At 71.5% G+C, this 15736-nt stretch carries 15 protein-coding genes; 10 read left to right on the top strand and 5 right to left on the bottom strand.

Annotated features, from left to right (window positions below):
- Nucleotides 1-292: 292 nt before the first annotated feature.
- Nucleotides 293-766, bottom strand: coding sequence for a GbsR/MarR family transcriptional regulator (locus Aph01nite_RS28795; protein WP_204044156.1), 474 nt, complete (start codon nucleotides 764-766; stop codon nucleotides 293-295).
- Between the two features lie 82 nt (nucleotides 767-848).
- On the opposite strand from Aph01nite_RS28795, the gene Aph01nite_RS28800 reads away from it, so the two are divergent.
- Together Aph01nite_RS28800 and Aph01nite_RS28805 are read left to right on the top strand one after the other, a co-directional pair.
- Nucleotides 849-1733, top strand: coding sequence for an ABC transporter ATP-binding protein (locus Aph01nite_RS28800; protein WP_204044157.1), 885 nt, complete (start codon nucleotides 849-851; stop codon nucleotides 1731-1733).
- Nucleotides 1730-3301 carry an ABC transporter permease gene (locus tag Aph01nite_RS28805; protein ID WP_204044158.1) on the top strand — a complete coding sequence of 524 codons (1572 nt, stop codon included), beginning with the start codon at nucleotides 1730-1732 and terminating at the stop codon, nucleotides 3299-3301. Before Aph01nite_RS28800 ends, Aph01nite_RS28805 begins: the two co-directional genes overlap by 4 nt.
- Nucleotides 3302-3304: 3 nt before the next feature.
- Here Aph01nite_RS28805 and Aph01nite_RS28810 read toward each other — a convergent pair whose 3' ends face one another.
- Complete coding sequence (locus tag Aph01nite_RS28810; protein WP_204044159.1) at nucleotides 3305-6112, bottom strand: AfsR/SARP family transcriptional regulator; 2808 nt, start codon at nucleotides 6110-6112, stop codon at nucleotides 3305-3307.
- Nucleotides 6113-6222: 110 nt separating this feature from the next.
- On the opposite strand from Aph01nite_RS28810, the gene Aph01nite_RS28815 reads away from it, so the two are divergent.
- Entirely contained in the window at nucleotides 6223-7266 is a 1044-nt protein-coding gene (locus Aph01nite_RS28815; protein ID WP_204044160.1) for an SAM-dependent methyltransferase, read from the top strand.
- A gap of 36 nt (nucleotides 7267-7302) precedes the next feature.
- On the opposite strand, the gene Aph01nite_RS28820 is transcribed toward Aph01nite_RS28815, so the two are convergent.
- Together Aph01nite_RS28820 and Aph01nite_RS28825 are read right to left on the bottom strand one after the other, a co-directional pair.
- Nucleotides 7303-8430, bottom strand: a complete 1128-nt coding sequence (locus Aph01nite_RS28820; RefSeq protein WP_204044161.1) for a YeiH family protein — start codon at nucleotides 8428-8430, stop codon at nucleotides 7303-7305.
- Nucleotides 8430-8570: a hypothetical protein gene (locus Aph01nite_RS28825; RefSeq protein ID WP_204044162.1), complete on the bottom strand. Its 141-nt coding sequence runs from the start codon at nucleotides 8568-8570 to the stop codon at nucleotides 8430-8432. The genes Aph01nite_RS28820 and Aph01nite_RS28825 overlap by 1 nt, the downstream gene beginning before the upstream one ends.
- A 135-nt stretch (nucleotides 8571-8705) precedes the next feature.
- On the opposite strand from Aph01nite_RS28825, the gene leuE reads away from it, so the two are divergent.
- The 4 genes from leuE (at nucleotide 8706) to Aph01nite_RS28845 (ending at nucleotide 11430) form a co-directional block, all read left to right on the top strand.
- The gene (gene leuE, locus Aph01nite_RS28830; protein ID WP_204044163.1) at nucleotides 8706-9371 is read left to right on the top strand and encodes a leucine efflux protein LeuE; all 666 of its coding nucleotides are present in this window, start codon (nucleotides 8706-8708) and stop codon (nucleotides 9369-9371) included.
- Between the two features lie 179 nt (nucleotides 9372-9550).
- Nucleotides 9551-10183 carry a VC0807 family protein gene (locus tag Aph01nite_RS28835; RefSeq protein WP_204044164.1) on the top strand — a complete coding sequence of 211 codons (633 nt, stop codon included), beginning with the start codon at nucleotides 9551-9553 and terminating at the stop codon, nucleotides 10181-10183.
- Nucleotides 10184-10250: 67 nt separating this feature from the next.
- On the top strand, nucleotides 10251-10448 hold the full coding sequence (locus tag Aph01nite_RS28840; RefSeq protein WP_204044165.1) for a hypothetical protein: 198 nt from the start codon (nucleotides 10251-10253) through the stop codon (nucleotides 10446-10448).
- 229 nt (nucleotides 10449-10677) lie between these two features.
- On the top strand, nucleotides 10678-11430 hold the full coding sequence (locus Aph01nite_RS28845; RefSeq protein WP_204044166.1) for an SDR family oxidoreductase: 753 nt from the start codon (nucleotides 10678-10680) through the stop codon (nucleotides 11428-11430).
- 10 nt (nucleotides 11431-11440) lie between these two features.
- On the opposite strand, the gene Aph01nite_RS28850 is transcribed toward Aph01nite_RS28845, so the two are convergent.
- Entirely contained in the window at nucleotides 11441-12757 is a 1317-nt protein-coding gene (locus Aph01nite_RS28850) for a cellulose binding domain-containing protein (RefSeq protein WP_204044167.1), read from the bottom strand.
- Between the two features lie 316 nt (nucleotides 12758-13073).
- On the opposite strand from Aph01nite_RS28850, the gene Aph01nite_RS28855 reads away from it, so the two are divergent.
- Genes Aph01nite_RS28855 through Aph01nite_RS28865 form a run of 3 tightly spaced genes read left to right on the top strand, consistent with a single transcriptional unit; the run spans nucleotide 13074 to nucleotide 15735 of the window.
- The gene (locus Aph01nite_RS28855; protein WP_204044168.1) at nucleotides 13074-13877 is read left to right on the top strand and encodes a DMT family transporter; all 804 of its coding nucleotides are present in this window, start codon (nucleotides 13074-13076) and stop codon (nucleotides 13875-13877) included.
- Nucleotides 13878-13891: 14 nt separating this feature from the next.
- Nucleotides 13892-15094 carry a glycosyltransferase gene (locus tag Aph01nite_RS28860; RefSeq protein ID WP_204044169.1) on the top strand — a complete coding sequence of 401 codons (1203 nt, stop codon included), beginning with the start codon at nucleotides 13892-13894 and terminating at the stop codon, nucleotides 15092-15094.
- A complete protein-coding gene (locus Aph01nite_RS28865) occupies nucleotides 15091-15735 on the top strand; it encodes a DUF998 domain-containing protein (protein WP_204044170.1) in 645 nt (214 codons plus the stop codon). Before Aph01nite_RS28860 ends, Aph01nite_RS28865 begins: the two co-directional genes overlap by 4 nt.
- Nucleotide 15736: the final 1 nt, after the last annotated feature.

The raw sequence follows: 15736 nt of genomic DNA on the forward strand, positions 1-15736 counted from the left end.
GGGCGCGGCCTGCGCGGGACTGGCGGCGAACAGGACGGCGGCTGTCGCGACCACGATGGCGAGGATCGCGGACGGCACACGCCAGACAAACCTTCTCTGCATGTCACAACCTCTGCGGGGGGTCGATGGAGGGCATGCGGGTCCGGACGGCCGGGGGCCGTACGGGAGGGCGCGTCTGGTGACTGGACGCAGAGGGAGGTTGGTTTGATGTTTCTTATAGGAAAGTTTCCTAAAAGTTGTGGCGATCGTAGCTCCGGGTCCCGCCACCGGGCAAGACCCAATTCACGACAGGTCAGTCAAGGCCGTTGTCGGCCTTGTGCTCCCGCCAGCGCTCCAGGAGTTTGGGGAACTCGCCCTCGACGAAGATGAAGTAGTCCCGCATGGTGGCCATCCGCCGCCCGCCGCCGGACTCCTCGCCCAGGGCCCGGACGGCCTCGTCCGACATGTCGGCGAGAATCTTGAACAGCCCGCCCTTGAGGGCCGTGATCTCGTACCAGGCGTTCTGCGGCAGCCGGAAGGCGTCGCGCCGCGACCCCGGCAGCGGCTCCCGGCCGAGCATGCCCAGCTGGATCAGGTAGCGGACCGCGCCGGAGACGGCGGCCGGGCTGACGCCGAGCCGGTCGCCGATGTCGGCCGCCGTCAGCAGATCCTCGTCGGCCGTCATGACGGTCATCAGGACCCTGGCGGGCATCCGGGGGAAACCCCAGTCGGTCAACATCAGTGCCATCCGCTCCGCCGACTGGCGGGCGGCCTCTTCGTCGCGCATACGCCTCCCTACGGAAACCATACGGGATACAAAACCTCCACAGGTTTCACAAAGTTGTGAAACCAGTGTAGCTTCTGAAACCATGGAAAACGCCATCATGGTGTCCGGCCTCCACAAGAGCTTCGGCCGGACACACGCGCTCAACGGACTGGACCTGACGGTCGGGACCGGGGAGGTGCACGGCTTTCTGGGCCCGAACGGATCTGGTAAATCCACCACGATCCGCGTGCTTCTCGGACTTCTCAAAGCCGACGCCGGCACCGCCCGGTTGCTCGGAGGAGACCCCTGGAACGACGCCACCGCGCTGCACCGGCGGCTGGCGTACGTCCCGGGCGATGTCACGCTCTGGCCGAACCTGTCCGGCGGGGAGGTCATCGACCTGCTCGGCCGCCTCCGCGGCGGCCTCAACACCAGGCGCCGCGCGGAGCTGCTGGAGCGCTTCGACCTGGACCCGCGCAAGAAGGGCCGGGCCTACTCCAAGGGCAACCGGCAGAAGGTCGGCCTGGTCGCCGCCCTCGCCTCCGACGTGGAGCTGCTCATCCTGGACGAACCCACCTCGGGCCTGGACCCGCTGATGGAGGAGGTCTTCCGGGAGTGCGTCCAGGAGGAGAAGCGGCGCGGCCGTACGGTGCTGCTGTCGAGCCACATCCTGGCCGAGGTCGAGCAGCTGTGCGACCGGGTCAGCATCATCAGGAACGGCCAGACCGTCGAGACGGGCACGCTGACCGACCTGCGCCACCTCAGCCGCACCTCCATCACGGCCGACCTGGCCAGCCCGGTCGCCGACCTGCCCGACGTGCACGACCTGCACGTGGACGGCACCCGGGTGCGTTTCCAGGTGGACGCCGAGCATCTCGACGCCGTGCTCAAACACCTCTCCCACGCCGGGGTGCGCAGCCTGGTCAGCCAGCCGCCCACCCTGGAGGAGCTGTTCAAGCGGCACTACGAGACGGCGGCGCGGTCATGACCGGAACCTGGCACCTGATCCGGCTCATCCTGCGCCGCGACCGGGTCCTGCTCCCCCTCTGGCTGATCATCCTGGCCGCCCTCCCGGCCAGTTACGCGGCCAGCTACGCCGAACTGCTCCCCGACGACGCGGCCCGCCACCAGTACGCGGTCACCACCGCGGGGACCCCCTCGTTCGAATCCCTGCTCGGCCCGCTCTTCGGCGACTCCACCGGCGCCCTCACCGCCCAGCGGGTGGGCACCGTCTACGCCATCCTCGCCCTGATCAGCCTGCTCACCGTGATCCGGCACACCAGGACGGAGGAGGACGCGGGCCGCCGCGAGCTGATCGCCGCCACCGTGGTCGGCCGGCACGCCGCGCTGTCGGCCGCGCTGATCGTGGTGACCGCCGCCAACCTGCTGCTGGCCCTGCTGATCACGGTCACCCTGGCCGGGTCCGGGCTGCCGGCCGGCGGGTCCCTGCTGCTCGGCCTGTCCATGGCCGTGACCGGCATCGTGTTCGCGGCGGTGGGCGCGCTGACCGCGCAGCTCACCGAGAACGCGGGTCCCGCGCGCGGGCTGGCGATCATCGTGCTGGGCGGGGCCTTCCTGATCCGGGCGGCCGGGGACCCGGCGGACTCCTGGCTGTCCTGGCTGTCGCCGCTGGCGTGGGGGCAGCAGGCGCAGCCGTACGCGGACGAGAAGTGGTGGGCGCTGGCGCTGCCGCTGGCCCTGGCCGCCGTGCTGGCCGCGGCCGCCTACCGGATCTCGGTCGGCAGGGACGTCGGCGCGGGAGTGCTGCCCGCCCGGCTCGGACCGGCCGGGTCGGCCTCGCTGGCCAGTCCGTTCGCGCTGGCCTGGCGGTTGCAGCGCGGCCTGCTGCTCGGCTGGAGCGCCGGCCTCGGGGTGGCCGGGCTCGCGGTCGGCGGCACCGCCTCCGCCGTCATGGACGCCTTCGCCGACAACCCGCAACTGGCCGACATCATGGCCAGGCTGGGCGGCGGCGCCTCGCTGGCCGACGCGTTCGTCGCCGGCCTGCTCGGCATCATGGCCATCGCCGTCTCCGCGTACGGCATCCAGGCCGCGCTGCGGATGCGCGCCGAGGAGACCGGCCTGCGGGCCGAACCGGTGCTGGCCACCGCGACCGGGCGGGTGCCGTGGGCGCTCAGCCACGTGCTCTTCGCGGTCCTCGGGCCGGCGGTGGCGCTGCTCGTGCTCGGCGTCACGCTGGGCATCAGCTACGGCGTGAGCATGGGCGACGTGGGCGGCCAGCTCCCGCGCGTGATCGGCGCCGCCCTGGTCCAGCTGCCGGCCGTGGCGGTCCTGACCGGCCTGTCGGTGGCCCTGTTCGGCCTGCTGCCCCGGCTGTCCGCGCTGGCCTGGGGCGCGCTGGGCGCGTTCCTGCTGCTCGGCCAGATCGGCGCCATCCTCCAGCTCGACCCCCTCGTGCTGGACGTCTCCCCGTTCACCCACACCCCGCGCCTGCCCGGCGGCACGCTGGCCGCCACCCCCGTGCTGACGCTCAGCCTGATCGCCGCGCTCCTGATCGCCGCCGGCCTGTACGGCTTCCGCCGCCGCGACATCGGCTGACCGTTACACGGGGATCAGTTCCAGCGCCCCCAGCGCGGCGTCCTCGAACGACCGCCGCGCCCCGGTCGCCCACGCGTCCTCGTACGCCTCCCGCCCCAGCCGGTACCGGACCGCCGACAGGGCGGTGTCCAGGCGGGTGGCCTCGACGCCGTACGAGGCGACCGGGGTGGTGGCGTCGAGGGTGCCCGCCAGTTCCGCCGCGGCCCGGTCGCGCGCGGTTCTGGCGAGCAGCAGCACCAGGTTGCGCAGCGCGGTGACCAGGAGCGACCTGCTCTCGGTGGCCACCCAGTGGGTGATCACCTCGTGGAAGAGGCGGAGCGCGGGCTCGGCGGGGCCGTACCGGCCGCGCAGGGCCACGCTGGCGGTGCGCACGACGCCGGAGACCAGGCGGTTGCCGATCGCGTCGGCCGTCACCCGGGCGGTCTCGAACAGCTCCAGCGCGGTCTCCGGGTCGATGTCGGCGATGACCTCGGCGCGGACGTAGTGGGCGAAGCAGATGGCGGTCGGGTTGCCGGAGCCCAGCGCCAGCGCGACGGCCTTGTCGGCGTGGGCGGCCGCCTCGGCGTCGTCGCCGCCGTAGGAGTGGGCCAGGGCCAGGTTGCCGAAGCTGATCGCCTGCGAGGCCGTGGCCTCGTACATGCCGTTGCTGCGCTGGAAGGCGGCGATCGAGTCGTCCAGGGAGCCGTTGAACATGGCGACGTCCCCGAAGATCTCGGTCACCACGGGCGAGTCCCGGTCCATCTCCACGGCGCGCGCGGCCAGCCCGAGCGCCTCGTCCAGTCTGCCTTCCATGGCGGCCGCCCACGCGGTGGCGGCCAGGCAGTCGGCGGACCCGGCCGCGACCCCGGGCAGGGCCAGCCGGAGCAGGTCGCCGCGCAGCCGCCAGTACGCGTACCGGAGCACGGGGACGACGAGCCGGACCATGAGCCTGGGGTCGGCCTCCCGGGACCAGGCCCAGGCGGCTCGGATGTCGTCGAGGCGGCTCTCCAGGCCCTGCGCCCAGGCCGCCTCGTCCGGGCCGAACAGGCCGCGGTCGGCCTGCTCGGCGAAGCCGGCCAGCTCCTCGGCGTGGCGGCGGCGGAACCGGTCCGCGTCGGGCAGCCGGCTGGCCGCGTACACGCGGATGGTCTCCAGCATCCGGTAGCACCCGATCCCGGTGGAGCCCGGACGGGTGATCATCGACCGGTCGGCCAGCCGGGCCATGAGGTCGGCCACGCGCTCGGCGGGCAGGTCCGCGTCGGCCACGACCGCCTCGGCGGTGCTGATGTCGAAGGAGGCGGCGAACACCGACAGCCGCAGGAACAGCCGCTGCTCGTCCGGGGTGAGCATGTCGAAGGACCAGTCGACGACCTCCTCCAGCGCGCTGTGCCGCCCCTCGCCGGTACGGCGCAGCAGCGGGAACCTGGCGCCGAGCCGGTCGGCCAAATCGTCCACGGTGAGCGAGCCGATCCGCGCGGCGGCCAGCTCGATGGCCAGCGGCAGCCCGTCCAGGGCGGCGCAGATCCGGGCGATCGAGGCGAGCAGGCCGGCGTCCGGGGTGAAGCCGGAGACGGGCACCCGGGCGATGAACAGCTCCACGGCGTCCGCCATGCCGAGCGGCTGCACGTCCACGACCAGCTCGCCCGGCACGCCCAGCGGCTCCCGGCTGGTGGCCAGCAGCCGCAGCCGGGTCCCGGCCGCCAGCAGCGCGGTCACCGCGGCGGCCACGGCGGGCAGCAGGTGCTCGCAGTTGTCCAGCACGAGCAGGCCGCCGGCCCGGCGGGCCCACTCGCGCAGCGCGCCCAGCGGCTCCACGCCCGGCTCGGCGACGACGCCGGCCGCCTCGGCGATGGCCGCGATGACGGCCTCCGGCTCGCGCAGCGGGGCCAGGTCCACCCAGATCGGGCGCTCCCCCGCCTGCCGGGCCAGCCGGGTCTTGCCGACCCCGCCCGGCCCGACCAGGGTCACCAGCGGACGCCGGCCGAGCGCCTCGGTCACCAGCGTGCTCTCCCGCTCCCGCCCGATCAGACCAGACCCGGCCGGCACAGGCGCGATCAAGCCAGGCGGGACCTGACCGGGCGGGATCGGACTGAGCACATGGGCCGGTTCCGGCGTGGGTATGAGGCGGGCGGTTTCGCCGCGCAGCAGTCGCTGGTGGAGTTCCCTGAGTGGTTCTGACGGATCGAGGCCCAGCTCGTCGCGGAGGTTGTCCCGGTGCCTGGCGAAGGCGGCCAGCGCGGACGGCATCCGGCCCGATTCGGTCAGCGCGGTCATCAGCAGTTCGACCGTGCGCTCCCGCCACGGCTCCGCCGCCGCCAGGCCCTCCAGTTCGGCCGCCGCCTCCGTGGCCCGGCCGAGCGCCAGTAGCGCGCCGGCCCGGTCCTCGCGAGCGGCGAGGCAGAGCTCGGAGAGGCGCACGCCGTCGGGGCCGAGTTCGGCCACCGGGCCGCGCCAGAGCGCCAGCGCCTCGTCCAGCAGGATGAGCGCCTGGCCGGGAGCCGACTGGCGGGCCTGGCCGAGCAGCAGGGTGAAACGCTCCGCGTCCACCGCTTCGGCGGGAGCGTCCAGGAGGTAACCGGGCGCGCGAGTGACGATGGCCGCGCCGAGCGGGCCGAGCGCCTGCCGCAGCCGGGTCACGTAGGTCTGCAGCGCGTTGCGCGCGCTGCGCGGCGGCTCCTCGCCGAACACCTCGTCCACCAGGACGTCCACCGGGACGACCCGGCCGCGGCGCAGCACGAGCGCCGCCAGCAGCGCACGCTGCCGCCCCGCGGGCGCGCAGACGGCACGCCCGTCCAACCAGGCCTCCACCGGCCCCAGAACTCGGAATTCCACCCCGTCACGATCCCCCGTCTCCCGGCGGGGGTCTATGTACTTTTGCGGGGAAGGGGCTCGCGTACGCGGACCGTACGCGCCGTGCAAGCGCGGCCGGGCACAGTCGGCGCATGACTGACTCCCGTGACCTTCTCGCCGACCGGCTGGTCGGCGACGTGACCACCGCCGCCGAGGTGCTGACCGTGCACCTCGGCCTTGAACTCGGCCTGTACCGCGCGCTCGCCGCGTCCGGGCCGGTGACCGCCGACCAGGGCCTGCCGGGCATTGCCCCCCGGTACGCCAGGGAGTGGCTGGAGCAGCAGGCCGCCGCCGGCTACCTGGACTACGAGGACGGCAGGTTCAGCCTGCCGGCCGCCCACGCCGAGGTGCTGCTGGACGCGGAGAGCCCGTACCACGTGGCGCCGCTGACCAAGCTGTTCGCCGGGATGGCGAGCGTGCTGCCGGAGTTGCTGCGGGTGTTCCCGACCGGGGAGGGCATCCCGTACGAGGCCTTCGGCCGGGACGTGCGGCACGGCATCGCCTCGATCAACCGGCCGATGTACCTCAACGACTACGTGCAGAGCTGGCTGCCGGCCGTACCCGATCTGCACCGGCGGCTCCAGGCGGAGCCGGGGGCGCGGGTGCTGGACCTGGGCTGCGGCCTGGGGGCGTCCTCGATCACGCTGGCCAGGGCGTACCCGAGGGTGCGGGTGCACGGCGTGGACCTGGACAAGAGCTCGGTCGAGGAGGCCGGCCAGGCCGCCGCCGCGGCGGGCGTGGCCGACCGGGTGACGTTCGCGCACGGCGACGCGCGGGTGGTGGTCGGCGCGTTCGACCTGATCACCATCTTCGAGGCGCTGCACGACATGGCCGACCCCGGCGACGTGCTGAAGGCCGCGCAGGCCCAGCTGACGCCGGGCGGCTCGATCCTGATCGCCGACGAGAAGGTGGCCCACGAGTACGCGGCCCCCGCCGACCCCGTCGAGCGTTTCCACTACGCGTGCAGCGTGCTGCACTGCCTCCCGGCCACGATGGCCGAGACCCCGGCGGAGGCGGCGGGCACCGCGCTGCGCGCCCCGACCGTGGCCCGCTGGGCGGCGGGCGCCGGGCTGGCCTACGAGGAGCTCCCGATCGACTCCCCGTTCTGGCGCTTCTACCGGCTCCGCCACCTGTGAGAGACCGGCCACCGTCGCGGTGGCCGGTCTTTTCGCCTATTCCACGGTGAAGCCGCTGAACAGCAGCGCGGCCAGGCCGAGCGCGAGCACCAGGTTGAGCACGGCGGCGGAGCCGAACACGACGACCGGCCGCCAGCCGGCCGCGCGCAGCGACGCCGGGCGGAACTCCAGGCCGATGCTGACGAACGCCAGGATCAGGAACCAGACCCGCAGGTCGTTGGCGACCGCGATGGTGGCCTTGCCCTCGGCGGCGGGCACCGTGCCGAGGTACCAGGTGGCCACGATCGAGGCCGTGATGAAGCCCAGGACGAACTTGGGGAAACGCCGCCACAGCTCGCCGAGCGCCGGGGCGGCCGCGTCCGGCCGGCGTTCCACCCGGAACGCGAACCACGCGGTCAGCGCCACCACCACGATGCCGATCAGGGCGTTCTGGGTGACCTTGACGATGGTGGCCACGGCCAGCGCCTCCTCGCCGACGATGGCTCCCGCCGCCGTCACGGCCGCCGTGGTGTCGATGTTCCCGCCGATCCAGGCCCCCGCCACCTCCGGCGACAGCCCGAGCAGCCCGGCCAGCCACGGCAGGATGAAGATCGACGGCAACGCGAACACGATCACCAGGCTGGCCGCGTAGGCGAGCTGTTCCCGCTTCGCCTGTACGGCTCCCGCCGCCGCGATCGCCGCGCTCACCCCGCAGATGGACACGGCCGCCGACAGCAGCGCGCGGAGCTTGTCGTCCAGGCCCAGCCGGCCGCCGAGCCACCAGGTGAACAGGAACACCGAGGTGATCAGCACCACGCCCTGGATGATCGCGGGCCCGGCCGCCGTGACGATCACGCTCAGGTTGATGGAGGCGCCGAGCAGCACCAGGCCGGTCTTGATGAAGAACTCGGTACGGAACCCGCCCGCGAGCCGGTCCCTGACCCCGGCGGCGGTGAGCACCGCGTTGCCGAGCAGGCCGAGCAGGATCGCGTAGACGGGGTACTCGATGGCGGAGGCGAAGTCGCCCTCGAACCATTCGGGGACGTTCTGCTCCAGATAGCGGGTGGCCGCGCCGAGCACGAGCACGGCCAGGACGCCCGCCACGGTCCAGCCGAGGGTGGACCGGCCGGTCTCGGGCGCGACGGCCTCGCGGGTCTCGGCGGTTTCGCGGTTCTCGGTGGTCATCAGGGCACCAGTCCCGTCGGGATGATCCCGGTCAGGACCAGGACGAGCAGGAGCAGGCCGAGGACGGTGGCCGCCCAGTCCTCGTTGAACGCGGCACGGGACTCGGAGTCCGTGCTGGCAGGAGGTTCGGGATCGCTCATGGCAGGGCCTTTCAGGAGGCTGGGGAGATTTCATAGTAATCCCATAGGGATTAGAGGTAAATATCCCACGAGCGATCTACGGAACCAGGCGATACCGTTTGTCTGCGGGTTATGTCCGGCATTACAGGGAGTGACATGTTCTTCGGCATCACGGACATCTGGACCTACGTCGTCGGCGCGATCTTGATCATCCTGCTGCCGGGTCCGAACTCCCTCTACGTGCTCTCGATCGCCGCCCAGCGCGGCGTACGGGTCGGCTACCGGGCGGCGGCCGGGGTGTTCGTCGGCGACACCGTGCTCATGGTCGCCACGGCGGCCGGCGCGGCCTCCCTGCTCAACTCCAGCCCGCTGCTGTTCGGGATCGTCCAGTACGCGGGAGCCGGTTACCTGGCCTGGATCGGACTGAACATGATCCGCTCCGCGTGGCGCTCCCGCCGGGAGGCCGCCGCCGGGGTGGCGGAGGCGGCGGACGTGTCGGAGAGCCCGATCATGTCGCCCGGACGGCCGTTCAGAAAAGCGCTGGCGATCAGCGTGCTGAATCCAAAGGCGATCTTGTTTTTCGTCTCGTTCTTCGTGCAGTTCGTCGATCGCACGTATAGCGCGCCCGCGCTCTCGTTCTTGATCCTGGGCGTGATCATTCAAATTCTCAGCGTTCTTTACCTTTCTGCGCTGATCTTCAGCGGCACTTATCTGGCCACCCAGTTCCAGCGGCGTCGTGCCCTGTCAGCGGGCCTGACCACCGCCATCGGCGTGGTTTTCGTGGGTTTCAGCGCGAGGCTCGCGACCGCCGGACTGGGGTGAACCCGAAGGTAAGAACCCTGTCACCAAGAGCCTGTCCCCTAAGGGATAGGCCATTGCTCCCCTAGGGGTCAGGTACCTTTGCTCATCGGCCATGGTCTGCCCAAGGGTTTTTCAATACCTGCTCCGGGCAGGTGATGAAACCTTTAGCGTCGGTTCGCCGTCGCCTGCTGAGGAGCACCATGTCGCACCCTTCCTTCGCCTTGCCCCGCGCCACCGCGATGCTCAAACAAGCGGTGCCGAGGATTCTGGAGGGAGTCGTCGCACCGCTGGCGGTCTTCTACGCCGCGCTGTATCTCCTCGGTTTCACCGGCGCGCTGATCGCCGCGGCGGCCTGGGTCTACGGCAGCGTGGGCTGGCGGCTGATCCGGCGGATGCCGGTGCCGGGCACCATGCTGGTGGCGACCATCGCGATCACGTTCCGTACGGTGCTGGGGCTGTGGAGCAACGACGCGGTCGTGTACTTCATCCAGCCCGAGCTCGGCACGATCTGCCTCAGCATGATCTTCATCGCCTCGGTCCGGCTGCGCCGACCGCTGGTGCAGAAGCTCACGCTCGACTACATCCACCTGCCCGCCTTCGTGCTCAGGCACGAGCGCATGCGCCGGTTCTTCGCCCGGATCACCCTGCTCTGGGCGTTCGTCCTGCTGGCCAACTCCACGGTGAGCATCTGGCTGCTGGTGCACCAGTCGATCGCCGCCTATCCGCTGACCCGCGCACTGGTGGTCGCCCTGATCACCGGGCTCGCCTTCGTGGGTTCCGTTTGGGCGTTTCGTAGGGTGTTGAGCCGTTTGCATGTTGATAGTCCGGCCTGAAGCAAAGATCATACTTAGCGTAATTCATGTCAGTTTGTCCGCTTTGTCGGGCGGATATCTCTTCGTCATGAATGCTAAGAAGAAGAACCCGCGTCAGCCCGGCACCGACCGTGACATGCGCCCTGGCGAGAACAACCCGCAGCCGCACCAGCGGCGGCAGGACGAGATGCCAGGGCAGCCCAACAGCAAACCCGGCATCAGCCGCGACCAGGGCCGTGAGCCGGGCTCGCGCGACTCGATGCCGCCGCGCCGCCAAGGCAGCTGAGCCCGTCCCCCCGGTTCCAGCGGGCAGGGGATGACCGTCAGGTCGTCACAGCAGAAGCCCAGGCGGGAAGCCCGCAGGACCGATTGACCTCCGGTCCGCAACCGCCCGGCTGGGTGCCGCAGTCGCCGCCGGCCCGGCATGGACGATCCTCGGATCGCTCGTGCCGGGCTTTCTGATCGCCCGGGAAAACCGTGTCGTACGATCATGACGGCTTTCGGAAAGGACCGTCATGACCGCCAACACCCCCGGCACCTCCCTGGGCACCGCCCTCGTCACGGGCGCGTCGCGTGGCCTCGGGGCGTTCATCGCCGACCGGCTGGCGGCCGACGGCTGGCACGTGCTGCTCAACTACGCGCACGACACGGCCGGCGCCACCGCCGTGGCCGACCGCATCCGGGCGCGCGGGCACGCGGTCACCGTCTCGCGGTTCGACGTCACCGACGAGGAGCAGGTACGGCGGGCCCTCGCGGAGGCCGGGCCGATCGCGGTGGTCGTGAACAACGCCACCGGTCCGCAGCCGCTGATCCCGGTGCACGAGGTGACCTGGGACGACCACCTGAACCAGTTGAGCTTCTTCGTCAAGGCGCCGCTGCTGATCCTGCAGGCCGTGCTGCCGGACATGCGCGCGGCGGGCGTCGGGCGGATCATCAACGTGGGCAGCGAGGTCACCGACCTCGGCAATCGTGAAATGTCGGCGTACGTCTCCGCGAAGGCGGCCATGCACGGCCTGACCCGGGTGTGGTCACGTGAACTGGGGCCGTACGGGATCACGGTCAACACGGTCGAGCCCGGATGGATCCCGGTCGAGCGGCACGCGGGCTCCACCGACGAGGAGTTCACCGAATACCTCAAGGGCACCGCGCTCCCCCACATGGGCAAGCCCGCGGACGTCGCCGACGTGATCGCCTTCCTGGCCTCCGCCGACTCCCGTTACGTGACCGGTCAGCGCCTCGCCGTCAACGGCGGCAAGACGATGACCTGACCGGCGCCCGTCACCCGCACCTGATCGCCGAAGGTCCCGGCGTGGCGGGGCCGTTGCCCTGGAAGCCGAAGGTGGCGGTCGCCCCGGCGGCCAGGTTGGGCGCCCAGGCCGGGCCCCTGATCGTCCAGGTGCTCCCGCTCGGGGTCACGACGGCGTTCCAGGCGCTGCCGAGCGTCACTCCCGGCGGCGCCGTCCAGATGACCGACCAGTTGTTCCACGCCGCGCCGGTGTTCCGCACGCTCACGCTCGCGTTGAAGGCACCGGTCCAGGAATCGGTCACCTGATAGGTCACCGTGCACCTCCCCGAGGGACTCGGCGACGGACTCGGGCTCGGCGAGGGAGACGGCGACGGGGATGGGGAGGGAGACGGGGACACCGACGGCGAAGGGGACGGTGAGGGCGAAGGGCCGTTTGTCGTGTAGGTGACGGATGTATACGGCTGGCCGCACGTGGACGAGCAGGAACCCGGCAGGCTGAAGCTGTAGATCCGCCCGTTGTTGATGAGGGTGTCCGACGCGTCCCGTACCCGGATCTGGAACTGGGACCCCCCGGTCGTGGTCCCGCCGATCACGTACGACTGCCCCATGTCGCCGTTCATCTGCGCGGTCTGCCAGGCCCCGTTGGCGAAGTACTCCACCCCGTGGATCCCGTTGGCCAGCCGCGACACCGCGATCGCGGGCCACCACACCTGCGCGCCCTGCATGAACCCGATCCTGATGTCCCCGGTGTAGTTGGGCGCCGGCACGAACTGCCAGGTCAGCCGCCGGTTGTTCCAGTGGTCGGGCGACATGTCCCCCACCGGCGCGCCGTTCTTCACGAACTGGTTCAGCGACGCCCTCGCCAGATCCAGATGGTACGGATCATCCCGGCACCACCCGTTGGGATCCCCGCAGCTGTCGGCCACCAGCATGGTCAGCGTCGCCCCGTTGTACGCGTCCGCCACCCACGACCCGTTGCGGCAGAACGCCTGGTTGGGGGCCCCGTCGTTGATTCCCGTGCAGTAGTCGGCCACCGAGACCCGTACCCACCGGCCGCAGTTGAGCCCGTTGTTCCACATCCCGGCCTTGGCCAGGTTGGCCCCGGTCAGCGGCCGGAGATAGAACGCGTAGTCCCGCGGGGTGTTGTACACGTTCAACGCGACGAAGTGCGGCGAGTCCAGCTGCCCCTGCGGCAGCCCGCACCCCCCGTACGGCGAGCCGAGCGCGTCGAACCAGGTGCCGTTCCCGGTCACCGGGCTGACGGGATCCGGGAGCGCGTACCCGGCGCTGGGCCACACCAGCACCGCCAGACACAGGACGACGAGCAGCGTCCACCCACGACGGATCATGACCGGTCTCCCTCGGCGAGCGGCGGATCGGGGACAGCCGGTGGCATCGTTCTCCGCGCAGGTGAACCGGTCAAGGAATCGACGACCTGCGGACCCCTGACGTGCGCCGATCGATGCACCTTTCATCCCTTAGGGGGCTATCAGGGTTCCCCCACGGAAGTCGGGGGCGATCCCGGATGGTTCCGCCTCTCCGGCTCGGCCAGGCTGCGAGTACCAGATCAAAGACAGCGGAAATCTCACGTTTCCGGCCTGGATGCCCGAATGAGAAGTTCCCGCCATCAGGCCATGTCTTCATGCGGGGGAGAGGGGAGAACGCATGACTGTGCTCGCGGCGGCCGTGGCCCTGGTGGGTTCGCTGTTCTTCGCCCTCGGCGCGGCGTTGCAGCAGTTCGAGGCCGCCGCCGGCGGGGAGTTCAGCCTGCGGGTGCTGTTACGCCGCCCGCGCTGGCTGCTGGGCGGGGCGTCCATCACGGTCGGCGGGGTGCTGCACATCTTCGCGCTGAGCCTCGGCCCGCTGACCGTGGTGCAGCCCATGGGGGTGGCCAGCCTGCTGTTCGCGCTGCCGATCGCGGCGGCGCTGCACGGCCGGCGGCCGGGCCGCGGCGAACTGGTGGCGGCCTGCGCGGTGAGCATCGGCCTGATCGGGCTGGTGCTGATGGTGCCCAGGTCCACCGAGCCGCCGCAGCTGAGCGGGCAGGCCGGCGTGGCGATGCTCGCGGGGGCCGCGCTCGCGGCGCTGCTCTGCTGGGCGGTGGCCACCCGCGCGAACCCCGCGCCAAGGACGGCCCTGCTGGCCATCGCCGCCGGGGTCATGTACGGCGCGACCGCCACCCTCATCCGCGTCCTGGTCGAGGGCACGAGCGGGGACTTCTGGCTGGTCGCGGCCATCCCGCTGCCGGCCCTGGCCGCCCTCATGCTGCTCCAGCGCGCGTACGCGATCGGGCATTTCGCCGTCGCCTTCGCCGCGCTCCAGGTGACCGACCCGCTGACCGCCGTGACCTTCGGCGCCCTTCTCCTCGGCGAACCCCTCCCCGCCAACGGCCTGGCCGCGACCGCGGCGGCGCTGCTGGCGGCGGCGGGAACCGTCGCGCTGGCCCGTACGACCCCCCTGTCCCGTTGATCGGAGCCCCCCATATGACCGCCACCGTCCCCGAAGCCTCCCCCGTCGCCGTACGGCCGCAGCGGATCCTGATCGCCACCGACACCTACCCGCCGGACGTGAACGGCGCGGCGTACTTCACCCACCGCCTGGCCACCGGACTGGCCGCGCGCGGCGGGGACGTGCACGTGGTCTGCGCCTCCGACGACGGGAGGCCGCGCACGGAGCGGGTGGACGGCGTGGTGCTGCACCGCCTGCGGTCGGCCCGGCTGCTGGTGCACCCGACCATGCGGGTGGCCGTGCCGGCCGGTCTCGGCCGGACGGTGGACCGGCTGATCGAGCGGATCGAGCCGGATGTGGTGCACACGCAGGGGCATTTCGTGGTGGGCCGGGCGGCGGTCGGGGCGGCCAGGCGGGGCGGCGTCCCCGTGGTCGCGACCAACCATTTCATGCCGGACAACCTCTTCCAGTTCGCGCACATCCCGGCGGGGCTCAGGGACCGGGTGGGCACGCTGGCCTGGCGCGACTTCAGCCGGGTGTTCGCCCGCGCCGACCATGTCACGACCCCCACCCCGATCGCGGCGGGGCTGCTGACCGGCAAGGGCTTCGGCCGGGAGGTGGAGCCGGTCTCCTGCGGCATCGACCTGCGCCGGTTCCGCCCGCAGCCGCGCGCCTGGGCCCGCCTCCACTTCGGGGTGCCGGAACGCCCGACGATCCTGTTCGTGGGGCGGCTCGACGAGGAGAAGCGCCTGGAGGAGCTGGTCCGGGCCCTCCCCAAGGTCAGGAACCAGCTGGACGCGCAGGTCGTCCTGGTCGGGACGGGCAACCAGCGGGAGAGCCTGGAGCTGCTGGCCGACCGCATCGGCGTCGGGGAGCACGTGCGGTTCCTCGGGTTCGTGCCCGACGCCGAACTGCCGCAGGTCTACTCGGTGGCCGACGTGTTCGCCATGCCGGGGGTGGCCGAGCTGCAGAGCATCGCCACCCTGGAGGCGATGGCCAGCGGCCTCCCGGTGGTGGCCGCGGACGCGATGGCCCTCCCCCACCTGGTCGACGGCAACGGCTTCCTCTACCGGCCGGGCGAGGTGGCGGAGCTGGCCGCGCACCTGACGACGGTCCTGGGCGACGAGGAGCTGCGGGCGTCGATGGGCCGAGCCAGCCTGGCGCTGGCCGCCGGTCACGATCATCAGCGGTCACTGGCACGGTTCGAGCAGATCTACCTGGAGGTGGCGTCACGATGAGAAGGCTCGCGGTGGCCGGGCCGAGCGTCGCGCTGGCCGTGATGCTCCTGCTGCACCTGCTCTTCCCCGGCGTGGTCGACCCGCTGAACGGCCTGCTCAGCGACTACGCGCTGGGCGAGGGCACGGCGGCGCTGTTCGTGCTGGGCATGCTGGCGCTGGCCGCGGGCGCGTGCGCGGCGGCGTACCACCTGGCCACGGTGGATCCGGTCCGGAGCGCGGCGGCCCGGGTGCTGCTGGTCATGGCCTCGGCCGGGCTGGTGCTGTCGGCGGTGTTCCCGACCGACGCCGCACCGGTGGTGAACACGCTGTCCGGGGAGATCCACCGCTGGTCCACCGCGCTGGTGTTCACCGCCCTGCCGGGCGCGGGCTGGATCCTGGCCCGCCAGTCCCGGCGGCCGCTGCCGGGGGTCCGGGCGTTGTCGCTGGCCAGCGTGGTGACGCTGGCGGCCTACCTGCTGAGCCACCCCGGCTCGCCGGTGGCCGAGCTGATCGGCGGAACGGCCTTCTACGGCCTGCTGGAGCGCCTGGTGGTGGTTCTGGAGATCGTCCTGCTCATTTCGATCTCCGCGGTCGGACATAAACCACAGACAATTAGTAAAGAAATTCCAGCGCACGCCCCCTATGCGGAAAACATTCGTTAAT

This window comes from Acrocarpospora phusangensis, assembly GCF_016862995.1.
Classification (GTDB): domain Bacteria; phylum Actinomycetota; class Actinomycetes; order Streptosporangiales; family Streptosporangiaceae; genus Acrocarpospora; species Acrocarpospora phusangensis.